At 57.0% G+C, this 18,606-nt stretch carries 17 protein-coding genes and 1 other RNA gene; 10 read left to right on the top strand and 8 right to left on the bottom strand.

What is annotated here, in order from left to right; genetic code table 11:
• The first annotated feature begins 78 nt into the window (after positions 1–78).
• The 5 genes from fbaA to srsR all read left to right on the top strand — a co-directional run bounded on the left by fbaA (position 79) and on the right by srsR (position 4,864).
• Positions 79–1,158 carry a class II fructose-bisphosphate aldolase gene (gene fbaA / locus JLG71_RS04005; protein ID WP_009654956.1) on the top strand — a complete coding sequence of 360 codons (1,080 nt, stop codon included), beginning with the start codon at positions 79–81 and terminating at the stop codon, positions 1,156–1,158.
• A gap of 188 nt (positions 1,159–1,346) precedes the next feature.
• Complete coding sequence (locus tag JLG71_RS04010; RefSeq protein WP_014839522.1) at positions 1,347–2,204, top strand: small-conductance mechanosensitive channel MscS; 858 nt, start codon at positions 1,347–1,349, stop codon at positions 2,202–2,204.
• Positions 2,205–2,353: 149 nt separating this feature from the next.
• Positions 2,354–2,989 carry an arginine exporter ArgO gene (gene argO / locus JLG71_RS04015; protein WP_032693817.1) on the top strand — a complete coding sequence of 212 codons (636 nt, stop codon included), beginning with the start codon at positions 2,354–2,356 and terminating at the stop codon, positions 2,987–2,989.
• A 90-nt stretch (positions 2,990–3,079) separates the two neighbouring features.
• The gene (locus JLG71_RS04020) at positions 3,080–3,847 is read left to right on the top strand and encodes an oxidative stress defense protein (protein WP_025105958.1); all 768 of its coding nucleotides are present in this window, start codon (positions 3,080–3,082) and stop codon (positions 3,845–3,847) included.
• A 120-nt stretch (positions 3,848–3,967) separates the two neighbouring features.
• Positions 3,968–4,864, top strand: a complete 897-nt coding sequence (gene srsR, locus JLG71_RS04025; RefSeq protein WP_014226814.1) for a LysR family transcriptional regulator SrsR — start codon at positions 3,968–3,970, stop codon at positions 4,862–4,864.
• Here srsR and JLG71_RS04030 read toward each other — a convergent pair.
• The 5 genes from JLG71_RS04030 to argP form a co-directional block, all read right to left on the bottom strand.
• Positions 4,861–6,327, bottom strand: coding sequence for an acetyl-CoA hydrolase/transferase family protein (locus JLG71_RS04030; protein ID WP_200913983.1), 1,467 nt, complete (start codon positions 6,325–6,327; stop codon positions 4,861–4,863). The genes srsR and JLG71_RS04030 overlap by 4 nt on opposite strands.
• A gap of 24 nt (positions 6,328–6,351) precedes the next feature.
• The gene (gene scpB, locus JLG71_RS04035) at positions 6,352–7,137 is read right to left on the bottom strand and encodes a methylmalonyl-CoA decarboxylase (RefSeq protein WP_014226812.1); all 786 of its coding nucleotides are present in this window, start codon (positions 7,135–7,137) and stop codon (positions 6,352–6,354) included.
• A 10-nt stretch (positions 7,138–7,147) separates the two neighbouring features.
• Entirely contained in the window at positions 7,148–8,143 is a 996-nt protein-coding gene (gene meaB, locus JLG71_RS04040) for a methylmalonyl Co-A mutase-associated GTPase MeaB (protein WP_200913984.1), read from the bottom strand.
• Positions 8,136–10,280 carry a methylmalonyl-CoA mutase gene (gene scpA, locus JLG71_RS04045; RefSeq protein ID WP_200913985.1) on the bottom strand — a complete coding sequence of 715 codons (2,145 nt, stop codon included), beginning with the start codon at positions 10,278–10,280 and terminating at the stop codon, positions 8,136–8,138. Before scpA ends, meaB begins: the two co-directional genes overlap by 8 nt.
• Positions 10,281–10,478: 198 nt before the next feature.
• Entirely contained in the window at positions 10,479–11,372 is an 894-nt protein-coding gene (argP, locus tag JLG71_RS04050; protein WP_004105608.1) for a DNA-binding transcriptional regulator ArgP, read from the bottom strand.
• A gap of 169 nt (positions 11,373–11,541) precedes the next feature.
• Between argP and rpiA the strand changes: the two genes are divergently transcribed.
• Entirely contained in the window at positions 11,542–12,201 is a 660-nt protein-coding gene (gene rpiA, locus JLG71_RS04055) for a ribose-5-phosphate isomerase RpiA (RefSeq protein ID WP_004125006.1), read from the top strand.
• Between the two features lie 269 nt (positions 12,202–12,470).
• Positions 12,471–13,703, top strand: coding sequence for a phosphoglycerate dehydrogenase (gene serA / locus JLG71_RS04060; RefSeq protein WP_004115297.1), 1,233 nt, complete (start codon positions 12,471–12,473; stop codon positions 13,701–13,703).
• 376 nt (positions 13,704–14,079) lie between these two features.
• Here serA and JLG71_RS04065 read toward each other — a convergent pair whose 3' ends face one another.
• From JLG71_RS04065 to zapA, 3 genes are all read right to left on the bottom strand, one after another.
• Positions 14,080–14,676, bottom strand: a complete 597-nt coding sequence (locus tag JLG71_RS04065) for a 5-formyltetrahydrofolate cyclo-ligase (protein WP_004854098.1) — start codon at positions 14,674–14,676, stop codon at positions 14,080–14,082.
• A 101-nt stretch (positions 14,677–14,777) separates the two neighbouring features.
• A non-coding RNA gene (gene ssrS, locus JLG71_RS04070) (6S RNA) lies at positions 14,778–14,961 on the bottom strand.
• Positions 14,962–15,002: 41 nt separating this feature from the next.
• Entirely contained in the window at positions 15,003–15,332 is a 330-nt protein-coding gene (gene zapA, locus JLG71_RS04075) for a cell division protein ZapA (RefSeq protein WP_004105598.1), read from the bottom strand.
• A gap of 165 nt (positions 15,333–15,497) precedes the next feature.
• Here zapA and JLG71_RS04080 point away from each other — a divergent pair, with 165 nt between their 5' ends.
• The 3 genes from JLG71_RS04080 to ubiH are packed head-to-tail and all read left to right on the top strand — an operon-like array spanning position 15,498 to position 18,596.
• Positions 15,498–16,076, top strand: a complete 579-nt coding sequence (locus JLG71_RS04080) for a YecA/YgfB family protein (protein ID WP_004133578.1) — start codon at positions 15,498–15,500, stop codon at positions 16,074–16,076.
• A 28-nt stretch (positions 16,077–16,104) separates the two neighbouring features.
• Complete coding sequence (gene pepP, locus JLG71_RS04085; RefSeq protein ID WP_014226807.1) at positions 16,105–17,421, top strand: Xaa-Pro aminopeptidase; 1,317 nt, start codon at positions 16,105–16,107, stop codon at positions 17,419–17,421.
• Positions 17,418–18,596 (top strand): 2-octaprenyl-6-methoxyphenyl hydroxylase, encoded by a 1,179-nt coding sequence (ubiH, locus tag JLG71_RS04090; protein ID WP_049083217.1) that lies wholly within the window; start codon positions 17,418–17,420, stop codon positions 18,594–18,596. Before pepP ends, ubiH begins: the two co-directional genes overlap by 4 nt.
• The last annotated feature ends 10 nt before the right edge of the window (positions 18,597–18,606 follow it).

Genomic DNA, 18,606 nt, shown 5'->3' on the forward strand with positions numbered 1-18,606 from the left:
CCCGCCTGTTTTTCAGCGCGCGTAAAAGCTCGCGAACCTTCTTCAACGGTCGAAGATACAGATACAGGACTACGTAACATGTCTAAAATTTTTGATTTCGTAAAACCGGGCGTCATCACTGGCGACGACGTTCAGAAAGTGTTCCAGGTAGCTAAAGAAAACAACTTTGCTCTGCCAGCGGTAAACTGCGTGGGTACTGATTCCATCAACGCCGTTCTGGAAGCAGCTGCAAAAGTTCGTTCTCCGGTTATCGTTCAGTTCTCTAACGGCGGCGCTGCGTTCATCGCGGGCAAAGGCGTGAAAACTGACGTTCCTCAGGGCGCAGCCATCCTGGGCGCTATCTCTGGCGCGCATCACGTGCATCAGATGGCTGAGCACTACGGTGTTCCGGTTATCCTGCACACTGACCACTGCGCTAAGAAACTGCTGCCGTGGATCGACGGTCTGCTCGACGCGGGTGAAAAACACTTCGCCGCAACCGGCAAACCGCTGTTCTCTTCTCACATGATCGACCTGTCTGAAGAGTCCCTGCACGAAAACATCGAGATCTGTTCTAAGTACCTGGCGCGTATGGCCAAAATGGACATGACTCTGGAAATCGAACTGGGCTGCACCGGCGGCGAAGAAGACGGCGTGGACAACAGCCACATGGACGCTTCTGCTCTGTACACCCAGCCGGAAGACGTTGATTACGCGTACACCGAGCTGAGCAAAATCAGCCCGCGTTTCACCATCGCCGCTTCCTTCGGTAACGTACACGGCGTTTACAAGCCGGGCAACGTGGTACTGACCCCGACTATCCTGCGCGACTCTCAGGAATACGTTTCTAAGAAACACAACCTGCCGCACAACAGCCTGAACTTCGTATTCCACGGTGGTTCCGGTTCTTCCGCTCAGGAAATCAAAGACTCCGTAAGCTACGGCGTGATCAAAATGAACATCGATACCGATACCCAATGGGCAACCTGGGACGGTATCCTGCAGTACTACAAAACTAACGAAGCTTACCTGCAGGGCCAGCTGGGCAACCCGAAAGGCGAAGACCAGCCGAACAAGAAATACTACGATCCGCGCGTATGGCTGCGCGCTGCACAGACGTCCATGGTGACCCGTCTGGAGCAGGCATTTAAAGAGCTGAACGCGATCGACGTTCTGTAAGAAAGGTTTGTTGCTTACCCGGAAGCCCGCAGAAATGCGGGCTTTTTTATTATCTGAACAACATGAAATGTTGCTAAATAAATGTGATCAATTTGGCAAAACGCACTCTTATTGTTTACCCTTAACCTGTTTGTAATTATCAGGTTTGGTTATTTTTTCCCCGTCCGGGTATCCATAAGGAAAGTTGAATGGAAGATTTGAACGTTGTCGATAGCATCAATAACGCCGGTTCATGGCTGGTGCGCAATCAGGCGTTACTGCTGAGCTATGCCGTCAACATTGTCGCGGCTATCGCGATTATTATTGTCGGTTTGATCGTGGCGCGGATTGTTTCCAACACCGTCAATCGCCTGATGCGGGCGCGGCATATTGATGCCACCGTTGCCGATTTTCTCTCAGCGCTGGTACGCTACGCCGTTATTGCTTTTACCCTGATCGCCGCTCTCGGCCGCGTGGGCGTGCAAACCGCCTCGGTGATCGCGGTGCTCGGCGCCGCGGGCTTAGCCGTTGGTCTGGCGCTGCAGGGCTCGCTGTCTAACCTTGCCGCTGGCGTCCTGCTGGTGGTCTTCCGCCCGTTCCGCGCCGGTGAATACGTTGACCTTGGCGGTATAGCGGGAACCGTGCTGAACGTGCAGATTTTCTCCACGACCCTGCGCAGCGCGGATGGCAAAATCGTGGTGGTGCCGAACGGTAAAATCATTGCCGGAAATATCATCAACTTCTCCCGCGAGCCGGTGCGCCGCAACGAGTTTATCATCGGCGTGGCCTACGACGCTGATATCGATAAAGTGAAGCAGCTGCTCACCAATATCATCGAATCGGATGAACGTATCCTCAAAGATCGTGAAATGACCGTGCGTCTGAATGAACTTGGCGCTTCTTCGGTGAACTACGTGGTGCGCGTATGGAGTAAGAGCAGCGATCTGCAAAGCGTATACTGGGACGTTCTGGAGCGTATTAAGCGCGACTTTGACGCCAACGGCATCGGCTTCCCGTATCCGCAGATGGACGTTCACGTCATTCGTCCGCAGGAAAAAGCAGAGTAATTCTCCTCTTTTATACAGGCCGGTTTGTCCGGCCTTTTTTATGCGCCCTATTAGTAGTTCTTATTAACGATTAAAATTTTCAATTTCCTCTAATGATTCCCGCGCGCTATATTCCCCGGCATTGACTCTTTCAGTGGAAATCACTTGCGATGTTATCGTATTACTTTCAGGGCCTTGCCCTGGGAGCGGCCATGATTTTGCCGCTCGGTCCGCAAAACGCCTTTGTGATGAATCAGGGCATTCGTCGTCAGTACCACCTGATGATTGCTCTGCTGTGCGCCATCAGCGATCTGCTGCTGATCTGCGCCGGGATTTTTGGCGGCAGCGCGCTGCTGATGCAGTCGCCGTGGCTGCTGGCGCTGGTGACCTGGGGCGGCGTCGCTTTTTTATTGTGGTACGGCTTTGGCGCGCTGAAAACGGCCTTGAGCAGCAATCTGGCGCTGGCCAGCGCGGAAGTGATGAAGCAGGGGCGCTGGAAAATTATCGTCACTATGCTGGCGGTCACCTGGCTGAATCCGCACGTGTATCTGGATACGTTTGTGGTTCTCGGCAGCCTTGGCGGGCAGCTGGCGATGGAGCCGAAGCGCTGGTTTGCCTTAGGTACCATCAGCGCCTCATTCTTATGGTTCTTTGGGCTGGCCCTGCTGGCCGCCTGGCTCGCCCCGCGCCTGCGTACGGCGAAGGCGCAGCGCATTATCAACGTGCTGGTCGGTTTGGTGATGTGGGTCATTGCCTTCCAGCTGGCGAAGGATGGCTTCGCTCATGTGCAGGCGCTGCTTAACTAAGCCTTGTCCGATGGACTTTCTCCGCGTACGCGCTAAGCTTGCAGGCATGCGTCTGCGTATAGACGACCAATGTAAGATGGAGAAACGACAGTGAAGTTAAAAGTCATGGCCCTGGCGGCGGCACTCGGATTTAGCGCAATGGCGGTTCAGGCAAATGAGTTGCCAAACGGCCCACATATCGTCACTTCAGGTACCGCCAGCGTCGCTGCGGTTCCTGATATCGCTACGCTGGCGATTGAAGTAAACGTCTCCGCGAAAGACGCGGCATCCGCTAAAAAACAGGCCGATGAGCGCGTGGCCCAGTATCTCTCCTTCCTGGAGAAGAGCGGCATTGCGAAGAAAGACATTAACTCAGCTAACCTGCGTACCCAGCCTGATTACGACTATCAGAACGGTAAAAGCATTCTTAAGGGCTACCGCGCGGTGCGTAGCGTTGAAGTGACGCTGCGCCAGCTGGATAAGCTCAACGGTCTGTTAGATGGGGCGCTTAAAGCCGGTCTGAATGAGATCCGTTCGGTTTCATTGGGCGTGGCGCAGCCGGACGCTTATAAAGATAAAGCGCGTAAAGCGGCGATTGATGATGCCATTCACCAGGCTCAGGAGCTGGCTACCGGGTTCCACGGCAAACTGGGGCCCGTCTACAGCGTTCGCTATCATGTCTCTAACTACCAGCCGAGCCCGATGGTGCGGATGATGAAAGCCGATGCGGCGCCGGTTTCTGCCCAAGAAACCTACGAGCAGGCGACCATTCAGTTTGATGACCAGGTGGACGTGGTGTTTGAGCTGCAGCCGACTCAGCCTGCGCCAGCACCTGCGGAACCGGCGAAACCCGCTGAAGAACCCAAAGCCGCGCAGTAATCCTGTCGCCCGGCCTTTGCGCCGGGCTTTTTCTGTGACTATCTGTAAAATTGAGAGCGCGACAAAAGTCTTTTCCCTGAATAAGGTAAGGATATATCCCTGTTCTACGATGAGGTGAGCATGGATATCTTTATTTCGAAAAAGATGCGCAATTTCATTCTGTTGGCGCAGACCAATAATATTGCCAGAGCGGCGGAAAAAATTCATATGACCGCGTCTCCCTTCGGCAAAAGCATCGCTGCGCTGGAGGATCAGATCGGCTATACGCTTTTTACCCGTAAAGATAACAGCATCAGCCTCAATAAAGCGGGGCAGGAGCTCTATCAGAAACTGTTTCCCATTTATCAGCGCTTATCGGCCATCGATAACGAAATTCACTATTCCGCGCACCGCTCGCGCAACATCGTTATCGGCATCGACAATACCTATCCAACGATTATTTTCGATCAGCTCATCAGCCTGGGCGATAAATACGATGGCGTAACCACCCAGGCCGTGGAGTTCAGCGAGAATGGCGTGATTGATAACCTGTTCGATCGCCAGCTGGATTTTATTATCTCGCCGCAGCATGTTTCGCCCCGCGTGCAGGAGCTGGAAAATTTGACCATTAGCGAACTGGCGCCGCTGCGTCTGGGGTTTCTTGTTTCCCGCCGTTATGAAGATAAGCCGCCGCAGGATCTGTTACGTGAGCTGCCCTGGCTGCAGATGCGTTTCCAGAACCGGGCCAATTTTGAGGCGATGCTGGACGCGTATATGCGCCCCAGCGGGATCAACCCGACGATTATCTATCGCCCCTACAGCTTTATGGCCAAAATTAGCGCCGTAGAGCGCGGGCAGTTTTTGACGGTTATTCCTTACTTCGCCTGGCGTCTGGTGAATCCGGCGAAGCTGAAGTACTTCGACGCGCCCGGCAGCGCGATGTATATGCAGGAGTATCTCTATTCGCTGAAAAATCATCGCTATACCGCCACGATGCTTCAGCATATTACTGAAGATCGCGACGGCGCGGAGGGCTAGCTGAGCATTGAACCGTGCTCAAGCAGATTACGATGCAGGTCGAAGGCGTGGGCGAGGTCGTGGTGAATATGTCCGCCGGGAGCGCTCTCCAGATAGCGATGTAAATAGTCCCGGTAGAGCGGATGCGCGCAGTTATCAATGATGGCGCGGGCGCGCTGCAGCGGCGATAGCCCGCGCAGATCGGCGATACCCTGCTCGGTAACGATCGCCTTCACGCTGTGCTCGCTGTGATCGACATGGCTGCACATCGGCACGATGGTGGAGATCTTCCCTTCCTTGGCGATGGACGGCGCCATAAAGATAGAGAGCCAGGCGTTGCGTTCAAAATCGCCGCTACCGCCGATGCCGTTCATCAGATTCACCCCGGCTACGTGCGTCGAGTTGGCGTGACCGTAGATATCAAACTCCAGCCCCACGTTGAGGGCGATAACCCCCAGACGGCGGATAATTTCCGGATGATTGGAGATCTCCTGCGGGCGCAGGACAATGCGGCTGGCGAAGAAATCCATATTGTCGTAAATCTTGCGCAACGAACCGGCGGATATCGTCAGGCTGGAGGCGCTGACGCCGGTGATTTTCCCCGTTTCCAGCAGATGAACCACCGACTCCTGTAAAACTTCCGAGTACATCATAAAAGCGGGGATATCCGGATTTTCGCCCAGCCGCGCCATGACCGCGTTGTTGATATTGCCCACGCCGCTTTGCAGCGGCAGAAATTCAGGCGGGATGCGTCCGCGAGCCATCTCTTCCAGCAGAAAGGTGACCACGTTATCGGCAATTTTCTGACAAACCGGATTATTGTTATCCAGAACGTTTCCGGCGTCGGGCAGCTCGGTCTCCACCACAGCGACAATCTTTTTCGGATCGATTTGCACGTACCGGCTGCCCACGCGATCCATCGCATGAAAGATGGCGATGCTGTTGCGCCGCGGCGGGGCACCGGGGATCACGATATCGGCCAGCTCGGCAACCCGCGGGCTGTGGTAGTGATTCAGCTCAATGATCACTTTCTTCGCCCGCAGCAGCCAGGTTGGCGCGTTGCCGATACCGCTGGTGAGCCAGACCCGTCCGTCCGGCGCGATAGCCGAAGCTTCGATCACCGCGATATCAATCTCGCCAAAGAACCCATAGTTGACCATTTGCGCCACTTCGCTCAGGTGCAGATCGACAAACTTCACCTGCCCCTGGTTGATTTTTTGCCGCAGTCCGGAGGCGGTCTGATACGGCGCGCGCCACGAGACGGCATCGGCTGCCGATAGCGCATCATCGGCGGCGGCGCTGATGGAGGCGCCGGTCAGCAAGCGGATCTGAAAAGGCTTCTGCGCCCGATGTAATTCATCAGCGCGGCGAGCGATGGCCGCGGGCAGCGCTTTAGGCGAACCGGCGGGCGTGAATCCGCTGAACGCCACCATCTGGTCGTGCTGGATAATCTCCGCCGCTTCATCGGCGCTCATCCGTTTCATTTTATACTCCTTAATCCGGCGTGATTAATGGCCGACGAACTCAGGTTTACGCTTTTCCATAAACGCGCTCATGCCTTCCTGATAATCCACGCTGTCGTAGACGGCGCGACGCATTCCCTGAATACGTTCGAACTCATCGGAATTCATGGTGTGGGCTTCGCCAAGCACGCGCAGCTCTTCCTTAATGACCGCGATCGCCAGCGGCGCTTTCTCGGAGATGTGGTGCGCCATCTGCAAGGTAAAATCTTCCAGTTCGTCGGCGTCCACCACGTGATTGAGAATACCGACCGCCAGCGCGCGCTGGGCGGTAATCGGCAGGGCGGTAAAAATCAGCTCTTTCACGATATGAAAGCCGGCGTCGCGGGTCAGATTGTGGATGCCGACCAGGTTGTAGGGCACGCCGAGATTCACCGGCGTCATAGAGAACGTTGACGTGCTGGCGGCGATGATCAGATCGGAGCTCATGATCATCTCAAACGCGCCGCCCCAGACGCTGCCTTCGACCATGGAGATCACCGGTTTCGGATACTTTTGGATCATACGGGTGATCTGACGCAGCGGATCGTCATACGAGAGCGGATCGCGGCGCCCGCCGGGCAATTCGTGGATGTCATGGCCGGCGGAGAAAACCTTTGCTCCCCCGGGCGCGCGTAAAATGACGCAGCGAATTTCCGGCCGGTTGAGGTCGCTCAGCGCCTGCATCAGATCGTCGATAAACACCTTGCTTAAGGCGTTGAGCTTGCGGCTATAGTTGAACTCAATCACCGCAACCTTACGGATAATTTCGACATTAACATATTGATAAGACATAAATATCCTTTTACGCAAAGTAATGATTCTGGAGGAATTCGCTAATCTGCCGCAGGCCTGTGCGCGGCGAGAGACCGTTGTTTTTTACCGCCTGTAGCGTTTGCTGGAAGTAGCGCGCAAAGTCGGTTCGGGCAAACAGCAGGTGCAGCGCCTCGGTTTCGGCCTGTTTTTGCAGCCACTCCAGCGCCTGGCGCTGGCGCAGTTTTTCCAGATCGCCGCTGTCGGTGAGGGTGGTTTTAAAGTCAAGAATTGCGAGCCAGACGGCTTCGATGCCGCGCTGCTCCAGCGCGCTACAGCTCAAAACGCGCGGCTGCCACGCGGCGTGCTTGCGGCGCAGAATATGCAGGGCGGATTCATACATATGACGGGTGATTGCCACCCTGGCGCGGTTCTCGCCATCATCTTTATTGATAACCACGATATCCGCCATCTCCATAATCCCCTTCTTAATGCCCTGCAGATCGTCACCGCCGCCGGCGATCTGCAGCGAGATAAAGCAGTCCACCAGCCGGGAGAGTTCCGTTTCCGACTGGCCGACGCCGACGGTTTCGACAATCACCGCGTCATAGCCCGCCGCTTCGCACAGCAGTATCAGCTCCCGCGCGCGCAGGCTGGCGCCGCCCAGATGGCCGCTGGAGGGCACCGGGCGAATAAAGGCAGAGTCCGATCGCGCCAGTTCGATCATGCGCGTCTTGTCGCCAAGAATGCTGCCGCCGCTGACCGGGCTGCTCGGATCGACCGCTATCACCGCGACCCGCAGGCCGTGGCGAATCAGCAGCATGCCGAAAGCTTCCAGAAAAGTGCTTTTTCCGGCCCCCGGCGTGCCGGTGACGCCCAGGCGCAGGGCGTCGCCGGTGAAGGGCATAATGGCATCCAGCAGCTGTGCGCTTAGCGCCTGGTGGCGGGGATGCTGGCTCTCCACCAGCGTCATGGCCTGGGCGAGCGTGGCCCGCTCGCCCAGGCGTAGTCGCCGCACGGCGTCCGTCAGCGTGGCGTGGTTAATCATGATATTGGCTAATCCTCATCAGGACGTCGCGTACGCTCTCCAGCATCGGCGTGCCGGGGCCATAAATAGCGGCCACGCCGCGCGCCTGCAGAAACGCGTAATCCTGCGGCGGAATGACGCCGCCGGCGATGACGCAGATATCTTCCCGTCCCCATTTTTTCAGGGCATCGATCAGCTCGGGGATCAGCGTTTTGTGGCCTGCCGCCAGCGAGGAGGCGCCCACCACGTGCACGTCGTTTTCCACCGCCAGGCGGGCGATCTCTTCTGGCGTGGAAAACATCGGGCTCAGGTCAACGTCGAAGCCGAGATCGGAATAGGCGCTGGCGATCACTTTGGCCCCGCGATCGTGACCGTCCTGACCCATTTTGGCGATCAGAATGCGCGGACGGCGGCCGCGTTCCGCGAGGAATTTTTCGGTTTGCGCAACAATAGCGTCGAACTCGCCGGCGGCTTTGTCTGACTGGTGGTAGCTTTGCGCAATTACGCCGGTGACGCACTGGCTGGGCACCAGGTAGCGGTCAAACGCCGCCTCCAGCGCGTCGGAAATTTCGCCCAGCGTGGCGCGGACGCGGGCGGCGTTGATGGCGGCGGCCAGTAGGTTTTCACCATGCTGCGCGGCGTGGGTGAGGGCGTTCAGCGCGGCTTTTACCGTCACGTCGTCCCGACTGGCGCGAATTTTTTCCAGCGAGGCGATCTGTTCGTTGCGCACCTTAACGTTGTCGATCTCCAGTACCGCCGTTTCATCTTCTTTTTCCAGCTTGTACTTATTGACGCCGACGATGACGCGCTTGCCCTGGTCGATCAGCGATTGTTCGCGGGCGGAGGCCTCTTCGATCATCCGTTTCGGCAGTCCGGCCTCGATCGCCTTTGCCATTCCGCCCGCGTCGTCGATCTGCTGCATAATGGCCCGCGCCTGCTTAACGATCCGATCGGTCAGCGACTCGACGTAATACGAACCACCCAGCGGATCCACGGTGCGGCAGATCTCTGACTCCTCCTGGATGATGATCTGCGTATTACGCGCAATACGGGCGGAAAAGTCGGTGGGCAGGCCAAGCGCCTCGTCGAAAGCGTTGGTGTGCAGCGACTGGGTGCCGCCGAGCGTGGCGCCGAGCGCTTCGATAGTGGTGCGGATTACGTTGTTATACGGATCCTGCTCGGTGAGGCTCCAGCCGGAGGTCTGGCAGTGGGTGCGCAGGGCTAAGGATTTCGGATTGGTGGCGCCGAAGCCGCTTACCGCTTCGCTCCACAGGTAGCGTGCGGCGCGCAGCATGGCGACGTTCATAAACAGATCCATACCGATGCCGAAGAAAAACGACAGGCGCGGGGCGAAGTCATCGATTTTCAGCCCGGCCGAGAGCGCGGCCTTGATGTATTCGATACCGTCGGCCAGGGTAAAGGCCACCTGCTGCACGCAGTTGGCTCCGGCTTCGCCCATGTGGTAGCCGCTGATGCTGATGGTGTTAAAGCGCGGCATGTTGCCCGAACACCAGGCGATGATGTCGGCGATAATGCGCATTGAGGGCTTTGGCGGGTAAATATAGGTATTCCGGCACAGGTACTCTTTCAGAATATCGTTCTGGATCGTGCCGGTGAGCTGTTCAGGCTCCACCCCTTGTTCTTCCGCCGCGACGATATAAAACGCCATTATCGGCAGCACCGCGCCGTTCATGGTCATCGATACGGACATCTTATCCAGCGGGATCCGATCGAATAAAATCTTCATGTCTTCGACGGTATCGATCGCCACGCCGGCTTTCCCCACGTCGCCCGCCACGCGCGGGTTATCGGAGTCATAGCCCCGATGGGTCGCGAGGTCGAAGGCGACGGAAAGCCCTTTCTGCCCGGCGGCGAGGTTGCGGCGATAGAAAGCGTTGGACTCTTTGGCGGTAGAGAAACCGGCGTACTGGCGGATGGTCCACGGCTGTGCGGTGTACATGGTGGCGCGCGGGCCGCGAACGAAAGGCGGCAGGCCGGGCAGGGTGCCGGTCACTTCCAGATTATCAAGATCGGCTTCGGTATACAGCGGCTTAACGTCAATGCCCTCTGCCGTCTGTTTTACCAGGGCATCGACGGTTGTTTCCCGCCGGCTGAGCTCTTTGTTGGCGAGCGTTTGCCACTCCCGTAACTCTGACATGTTGTGCTCCGTATGCGCAATGAAATGGGATATTGCGAATACGGTGAGCTTTTTTATCGCCCCTGTCGCCAGCAAAAAATAGCCATCGGTGCGTCGTTTTTTGCCGCATGAAATGTTTTATTTTGTGATGTATTTCAAAGATATGAGCAGGAGAAGGTGGGTCATACAGGCCGGACGGCGCCGGCCTGCTTGCGGGGGTTAATCTTGTCTCAACACCTTGTGGCCGTAATCGATCAGCGCATCGGTCACCCGGCGCATCATGCGGCTTTCCGGGGCAAAACGGTGCCAGTAGAGCATCCGGCGCTGGAACAGGCCCGGCGTGAGGTTAATCAGTTCGCCGCTGTTCAGCTCTCTCTCAATTTGCAGATGCGGGATCATACAGCAGGTTGTTCCCTGACGGGCCAGCTGCACAAAGGCTTCCGAGGAGTTCACGATATGGCAGGGCACGCTGCCCGGTGGCAAATCGAAGTTCTGCTGCAAAAAGGCCTGGTGCATATCATCGAGATGATCGAATGCCACCACCGGCGCTTTCAGCAGCGCCGAGCGGGTCACCCCGTTGGGGAAATAGCGCTGGGCAAACTCCTTCGAGGCGACGAACAGGTAGTCGAGGGCGCCGAGCTGATCGACCAGGCAGCTGGGCAGCGCCTGCGGCTGAATACTGACCGCGCCGACCACTTCGCCGCGGCGCAGACGTTCCTGGGTCCGGGTCTCGTCTTCCACCTGTAGGTTCAGCCGAATAGGGGAGTCGGAAAGCACGCTGGAGAGCGCGGGCAGCAGCCAGGTGGCCAGGCTGTCGGCGTTGACCGCCAGCGATAGCAGCAGCGGCGTGGAGCCGGTTTGTTCATCGCCCAGCCACTCCTCTTCCAGCAGTTCGACCTGACGCAGCAGGGCCAGCAGCTTTTGCCCCTGTTCGGTGGGACGCGGCGGTACGGTTCGCACCAGCAGCGGTTGTCCAAACATGTTTTCCAGCTGTTTGATGCGCTGAGAGACGGCGGACTGCGTAATACAAAGCTTCTGCGCGGCGCGCTCAAACCCTCGTTCCCTGATTACCGCGTCCAGCGCCTGTAGTGTTCTGTAGTCCGGTCGTTTCATTGCTCTGGCGTGCCCCCTAATACTTTTCGTTAACTCGCACTATGACATAAATTTGTTTTTGATGAAGATGAAAAATTGGCGACCGCGTTGTGTGATCGCCGTCGCAGGGACAATGACCCCCCTGATGTTCTATAATGCGCCTCAGGAATTCACATCTCGGACCATAATCATGACGCAAGATGAACTGAAAAAAGCGGTAGGCTGGGCGGCACTGCAGTATGTACAACCGGGCACCATCGTTGGGGTCGGTACGGGCTCGACGGCGGCGCACTTTATCGATGCGCTGGGTACCATGAAAGGGCAGATTGAAGGGGCGGTTTCCAGCTCTGATGCCTCTACTGAAAAACTGAAAAGCCTCGGTATTACGGTTTTTGATCTGAACAGCGTTGATCGTCTTGGTATTTACGTGGACGGCGCAGATGAAATCAACGGCCATATGCAGATGATCAAGGGCGGTGGCGCAGCCCTGACGCGTGAGAAAATTATCGCTTCGGTCGCCGACAAATTTATCTGTATCGCCGATGCTTCCAAGCAGGTGGATATTCTGGGTAAATTCCCGCTGCCGGTGGAGGTGATCCCGATGGCGCGCAGCGCCGTGGCGCGTCAGCTGGTTAAGCTGGGCGGCCGTCCGGAGTATCGTCAGGGCGTCGTGACCGATAACGGCAACGTGATCCTCGATGTGTTTGGTCTGGAAATTCTGGACGCTATTGCGCTGGAAAATACCATTAACGGTATTCCGGGCGTCGTGACCGTCGGCCTGTTTGCGAATCGCGGTGCGGACGTCGCGCTGATTGGCACCGCTGATGGTGTAAAAACTATCACTAAATAGTCTGATCCGAGGGAGCGAATCGCTTCCTCGCAAATATTTTTTCTCCAGGCCTATTTTGGTGACTTCTGTCACATTTACGCGCCTTGTCTTAGTAACAATCTACCTTTCTTTTACTTTCTGGTGTTTTGTCCTGCTATTTCCCGCTGATTGATATTTCTTCAGGTTGCCGACGCAAACGTTCATATTGCCGCAATAGTTTTTTTTGATATGTTGCTGAGAAGAACTTTCGTTCCGCACGACATCAGTTAAGACAAAAACAGGACGGGGAAATGGCTAAGGTATCACTGGAAAAAGACAAGATTAAATTTCTGCTGGTTGAAGGTGTGCACCAAAAAGCGGTGGACAGCCTTCGCGCAGCGGGCTACACCAATATCGAATTTCATAAAGGCGCGCTGGATAGCGAAGAGCTGAAAGCGTCCATCCGTGATGCCCATTTCATCGGCCTGCGTTCCCGTACTCATCTGACTGAAGAGATCTTCGCGGCGGCGGAGAAGCTGGTCGCGGTTGGCTGCTTCTGTATCGGTACCAATCAGGTTGATTTAAACGCGGCGGCGAAACGCGGTATCCCGGTGTTTAACGCCCCGTTCTCCAATACCCGTTCCGTTGCTGAACTGGTGATCGGCGAACTGCTGCTTATGCTCCGCGGCGTACCGGCGGCAAATGCCAAAGCGCACCGCGGCGTATGGAACAAGCTGGCGGTCGGCAGCTTTGAAGCGCGCGGCAAAAAGCTGGGTATTATCGGCTATGGTCATATCGGCACGCAGCTGGGTATTCTGGCCGAATCGCTGGGGATGCATGTCTATTTCTACGATATTGAAAGCAAGCTGCCGTTAGGTAACGCGACTCAGGTCCAGCATCTTTCTGATTTGTTGAACATGAGCGATGTGGTGAGCCTGCACGTGCCGGAAAACGCCTCCACGAAGAACATGATTGGCGCGGAAGAGCTGGCGCTGATGAAACCCGGCGCGCTGCTGATCAACGCCTCTCGCGGCACCGTGGTGGATATCCCGGCGCTGTGCGATGCGCTGGCGAGCAAGCACCTGGCGGGCGCGGCGATCGACGTCTTCCCGACCGAGCCGGCGACCAACAGCGATCCGTTCAACTCTCCGCTCTGTGAGTTCGACAACGTTATCCTGACCCCGCACATTGGCGGCTCAACTCAGGAAGCGCAGGAAAACATCGGTCTGGAAGTGGCGGGCAAGCTGGCGAAATACTCCGATAACGGTTCTACGCTCTCGGCGGTTAACTTCCCGGAAGTGTCGCTGCCGCTGCACGGCGGGCGCCGTCTGCTGCATATCCATGAAAACCGTCCGGGCGTTCTGACCGCGATTAACCAGATTTTCGCCGCGCAGGGCATTAACATTGCGGCGCAGTATCTGCAGACCACTCCGCAAATGGGCTACGTGGTCATTGATATTGAAGCCGAAGAAGATGTCGCGCAGAGCGCGCTGCAGGCGATGAAGGCTATTCCTGGCACCATCCGCGCCCGTCTGCTGTTCTAACTCCTTTTATGCCAGCGGGCAGGTCATCACCTGCCCCTTTTCTCCTGATAGACCCTTCTGCAATTTCCCGTCGCCACCCAAACGCTTTGCGAAGCTTGCCGCAAACGGCGATTAAAACCGTCGGATGTCGTTGTGCCTGAAAGAAAGGGATTTACGATAAAGACTCAGCGTGGGGCTGAAGCGGGAAAGCCCCTACCGAGGCAGGGGCTCTAAAAGGAAAGGGACGATGATGAGACTCTTCATCATGCTGCTTATCCTGTTAATCATCGCCTGGCCAGCATATTAACAGAGAGAATGCAGGAGGGAGGTTCGCCTCCCTCACCCTTCACCCAGGAATTTAGGTGAAAAAAACAGCAATGTCAATTGTTCGGGCGTTTTACCAGAGCCAGGTTTTTGACGGCGTGATGACCGCTGGCAGCGGGATATCCCACTGCTCCGTCGGCAGCGCGTCAACCTGCTGGCAATCATGCGCGTAGCCGACCGGCTGCAGGCGATGCTGCCGCCAGTTTTGCAGCGTCCGGTCGTAAAATCCGCCGCCCATACCCAGGCGCTGTCCGGCGGCATCAAACGCGACCAGCGGCGTTACCAGTACATCCAGCTGGCTAAGCGGGAGGACATCGCGCACGTCGAGCTTCGGTTCGCGGATGTTCAGACGATTCACCACCAGATCGCTGCTTGGGTGGTAGTGCAGAAACAGAAGATTGCCGGGGCTGAACGGATGAAGCACGGGGAGATAGACCCGTTTGCCCGCCCGCCAGAGCTGATCAATCAGCGGCCGCGTATCCAGCTCGCCATCAAACGAAAGAAATACCGCGACCGTCTGCGCGAGCAGAACCGGCGGATACGCCATCATTCTGTCCGCCGCCTGGAGGGCGAACTGGGTTTGCTGCTCCGGCGTTAACGCGCGTCGGCGCTGGCGGATCTGCTGACGAATTTGCTGCCTGGTAAAGGGGATATCTGACAATAGGGTCATACCTGAGTCTCATCGGTGAGCAAACGATACCAACAGGCGTAGTCTAATACACGACGGCAAAAGCCGAAAATTAACTTAGGGGGGATGAAACGAAAAAGAAGGGAATCTCCGAGATGCCGCCGCAGGCTGTAACCCTTGAACCCTTGGTTCAAGGTGAATGTGTCGTCACAGTTTTAAGGCTTCTCGGACGGGCCGAGCATGCTCACCAACCGTGGAGCGCCACATTCTTGTGGTATGAAATATCGGCTCAGGGGACTGGCCCGCTTGCAAACATCTCAGAGAAATTTTGTTCTTGCGATTACTCTAACACAGTTAAATGCAAAGTGTTATTCAAACTTCTGCCCGGGTCTTTCGCTTATGCGACCTTGCTCAAGCAATGCTTGTTCGATGGTCTGCTGAAGCATCCGAATACGCTGCTCCATGCTGGCGGCGTAGTCGCGGGTTTTCGCTTTTTCCTGAGTCAACTCATAGCTGATGTTCAACGCGGCGATGAAGACCAGCTGCTCAGTATTTGTGACTCTAGTGCGTTCTTTTAAATCTTGCAACCGCTGATTCAGGTCGTCAGCTGCCTGGTTTAAGGCATCCCTTTGTTCAGGCGGGCAATTCACTCGTAGTGAACGGCCAAAAATTTGGAGATCTACGGGTTGTGCAGACATGCCACCTTCCTGCTGATTGACTGCGCGGCCTTCACGCCCTGGGAGGGTCTGCGAAGGGGCGACACTATAGCTACCCTGGTTTTAAGATACAAGCCCTATTCTGGTTCACCAGGGTCCAAAGTGGTAGCATATCATGAATATTCCTCCCAACGATGACGAATGCGCATGTCTATACAGAACGAAATGCCTGGCTACAACGCTGTAGACCAGTTACTGAACCAACAAGGGGTAGGATTAACCCCTGCCGAAATGCACGGTTTGATTAGCGGGATCCTGTGCGGCGGCAACAAAGACAGCAGCTGGCAGCCGTTGGTGCACGATCTGACTAACGAAGGCCTGGCTTTTGGTCACGAGCTGGCGCAGGCGCTGCGTAACATGCATTCCGCCACCAGCGATTCGCTGGAGGATGACGGTTTCTTATTCCAGCTCTACCTGCCGGATGGCGACGAGGTGAGCGTGTTCGATCGCGCCGATGCGCTCGCGGGTTGGGTGAACCATTTTCTGCTTGGGCTGGGCGTGACGCAGCCTAAGCTGGATAAAGTCAAAGACGAAACGGGTGAAGCCATCGACGATCTGCGCAATATTGCTCAGCTCGGGTATGACGAAGACGAGGATCAGGAAGAGCTCGAAATGTCTCTGGAGGAGATTATCGAATACGTACGCGTTGCTGCGCTGCTGTGCCACGACACCTTCTCTCTTCAGAAACCCACTGCGCCGGAAGTTCAAAAGCCGACGCTACACTAATCATTCATTAAATCGTTCAGGGGGCGTCATGACTCAGCAGGAATTTCTCTCTCGTCGCCAGGCTCTACTGGCGCAGATGCAGCCGGGCAGCGCAGCGCTCATTTTCGCCGCGCCGGAAGCGGTACGCAGCGCAGATTCAGAATATCCCTACCGGCAGAGCAGCGATTTTTGGTACTTCACCGGCTTTAATGAGCCAGAAGCGCTGTTGGTATTGATTAAAAGCGATGAGACGCACAACCACAGCGTGTTGTTTAACCGCGTGCGCGATCTGACCGCTGAAATCTGGTTTGGCCGCCGCCTCGGGCAGGAAGCTGCCCCCGCGAAGCTGGGCGTCGATCGCGCGCTGGCATTTAGTGAAATCAATCAGCAGCTGTTCCAGCTCCTTAACGGCCTCGACGCTATCTACTTTGCGCAGGGCGAATATGCCTACGCCGACGACATCGTGTTTAACGCGCTGGAAAAACTGCGCAAAGGCGTACGGCAGAATCTGCAGGCGCCAGGCTCGGTCATTGACTGGCGGCCGATGGTGCATGAGATGCGCCTGTTTAAATCGGCAGAAGAGCTGGAGGTCATGCGCCGCGCAGGGGAGATCTCCGCGCTGGCCCACACCCGCGCTATGGAAAAATGCCGTCCCGGGATGTTCGAATATCATCTGGAAGGCGAGATCCTTCACGAATTCAACCGTCACGGCGCGCGCTTTCCTTCTTATAACACCATCGTGGGCGGCGGCGAAAATGGCTGCATCCTGCACTACACCGAAAATGAGTGCGAGCTGCGCGACGGCGATCTGGTGCTGATTGACGCAGGCTGCGAATACCGCGGCTACGCGGGCGATATCACCCGCACCTTCCCGGTTAACGGCAAATTTAGCCCGGCCCAGCGCGAGATTTACGATATCGTCCTTGAATCTCTGGAAACCTCGCTGAAGCTCTATCGCCCGGGTACCTCAATTAAAGAGGTTAACCAGCAGGTGGTGCGGATTATGATTACCGGCCTCGTGCGTCTGGGGATCCTGAAAGGTGAAATTGATGAGCTGATTGCCAATAACGCCCATCGTCCTTTCTTTATGCATGGCCTGAGCCACTGGCTGGGGCTCGACGTGCATGATGTCGGCAGCTATGACGTCGACCGCTCGCGTATTCTTGAGCCGGGAATGGTGCTGACCGTTGAACCGGGGCTGTATATTGCGACGGATGCCGACGTGCCGGCCCAGTACCGCGGCATCGGCATTCGTATTGAAGACGACATCGTCATTACCGAAGACGGTAATGAGAACCTCACCGCCGGCGTAGTGAAAAAAGCGGACGATATCGAGGCGCTGATGGCGGCGGCGCGCCAGCTATGAGCGTCCTGATCGTCGGCGGAGGAATGACTGGCGCGACGCTGGCGCTAGCGATATCTCGCCTGACCGGCGGTACGCTGCCGGTGCATCTGGTTGAAGCATCTGCGCCGGATTCCGCGCAGCATCCGGGCTTTGACGCCCGCGCCATCGCTCTGGCTGCCGGCACCTGCCAGCAGCTGGCTCGCGTTGATATCTGGCAAGAGATAGCCGACTGCGCCACGGCCATTCAGCGCGTTCACGTCAGCGATCGCGGCCACGCGGGGTTTGTGACGCTCGAGGCTGAGGAGTATGGGCTGGCGGCGCTGGGCCAGGTGGTTGAGCTGCACGATGTCGGCCAGCGCCTGTTTGCGCAGCTGCGCAAGGCGCCGGGCGTGACGCTGCACTGCCCGGCAAAGGTGGAAAATGTCAGCCGCAGCGAAGAGAGCGTAAGCCTGGTTCTGGACAACGGCGAAACCCTCAGCGGTAAACTGCTGGTCGCCGCCGACGGCTCGCGCTCGACGCTGGGGGCCCGCTGTGGTATCAGCTGGCAGCAGGAACCCTATGAACAGCTGGCGATTATCGCCAACGTCAGTACCGCGCAGCCGCATAGCGGGCGCGCGTTTGAACGCTTTACCCCACACGGCCCGCTGGCGATGCTGCCCATGTCGCAGGGCCGCTGCTCGCTGGTGTGGTGTCATCCGCAGTCGCGGCGTGAAGAGGTGCTGAGCTGGTCGGACGAACGCTTCCGCCATGAGCTTCAGCAGGCATTCGGCTGGCGTCTTGGGCGGATCGTCCATGCCGGAAAGCGCAGCGTGTATCCGCTCTCGCTCACCCGAGCCAGCCGCACGGTTGCGCATCGGCTGGCGCTGGTCGGCAACGCGGCGCAAACGCTGCATCCTATTGCCGGGCAGGGATTTAACCTCGGTCTGCGCGACGTCATGAGCCTGGCGGAAATGCTGGCGCAGGCGCAGGCAGAAGGAGAGGATCCGGGCGGCTATCCGCTTCTGAGCCGCTATCAGACCCGACGCGCCGCAGATAAAGCCGCCACCGTCGGCGTGACCGATGGGCTGGTGCATCTGTTCGCCAATCGCTGGGCGCCGCTGGTGGTGGGGCGCAACGTCGGCCTGATGGCGATGGAATTATTTACCCCGGCGCGCGATGCGCTGGCGCAGCGTACCCTCGGTTGGGTTCCCCGTTAAGGAGTTAAAC

It is taken from the genome of Klebsiella michiganensis (genome assembly GCF_015139575.1).
GTDB classification, from domain to species: Bacteria; Pseudomonadota; Gammaproteobacteria; order Enterobacterales; family Enterobacteriaceae; genus Klebsiella; species Klebsiella michiganensis.

Coding starts and splice junctions, on each gene's coding strand:
- fbaA (WP_009654956.1), top strand. CDS start 79: ATGTCTAAAATTTTTGATTTCGTAAAACCGGGCGTCATCACTGGCGAC.
- JLG71_RS04010 (WP_014839522.1), top strand. CDS start 1,347: ATGGAAGATTTGAACGTTGTCGATAGCATCAATAACGCCGGTTCATGG.
- argO (WP_032693817.1), top strand. CDS start 2,354: ATGTTATCGTATTACTTTCAGGGCCTTGCCCTGGGAGCGGCCATGATT.
- srsR (WP_014226814.1), top strand. CDS start 3,968: ATGGATATCTTTATTTCGAAAAAGATGCGCAATTTCATTCTGTTGGCG.
- JLG71_RS04030 (WP_200913983.1), bottom strand. CDS start 6,327: ATGAAACGGATGAGCGCCGATGAAGCGGCGGAGATTATCCAGCACGAC.
- scpB (WP_014226812.1), bottom strand. CDS start 7,137: ATGTCTTATCAATATGTTAATGTCGAAATTATCCGTAAGGTTGCGGTG.
- meaB (WP_200913984.1), bottom strand. CDS start 8,143: ATGATTAACCACGCCACGCTGACGGACGCCGTGCGGCGACTACGCCTG.
- scpA (WP_200913985.1), bottom strand. CDS start 10,280: ATGTCAGAGTTACGGGAGTGGCAAACGCTCGCCAACAAAGAGCTCAGC.
- argP (WP_004105608.1), bottom strand. CDS start 11,372: ATGAAACGACCGGACTACAGAACACTACAGGCGCTGGACGCGGTAATC.
- rpiA (WP_004125006.1), top strand. CDS start 11,542: ATGACGCAAGATGAACTGAAAAAAGCGGTAGGCTGGGCGGCACTGCAG.
- serA (WP_004115297.1), top strand. CDS start 12,471: ATGGCTAAGGTATCACTGGAAAAAGACAAGATTAAATTTCTGCTGGTT.
- JLG71_RS04065 (WP_004854098.1), bottom strand. CDS start 14,676: ATGACCCTATTGTCAGATATCCCCTTTACCAGGCAGCAAATTCGTCAG.
- zapA (WP_004105598.1), bottom strand. CDS start 15,332: ATGTCTGCACAACCCGTAGATCTCCAAATTTTTGGCCGTTCACTACGA.
- JLG71_RS04080 (WP_004133578.1), top strand. CDS start 15,498: ATGTCTATACAGAACGAAATGCCTGGCTACAACGCTGTAGACCAGTTA.
- pepP (WP_014226807.1), top strand. CDS start 16,105: ATGACTCAGCAGGAATTTCTCTCTCGTCGCCAGGCTCTACTGGCGCAG.
- ubiH (WP_049083217.1), top strand. CDS start 17,418: ATGAGCGTCCTGATCGTCGGCGGAGGAATGACTGGCGCGACGCTGGCG.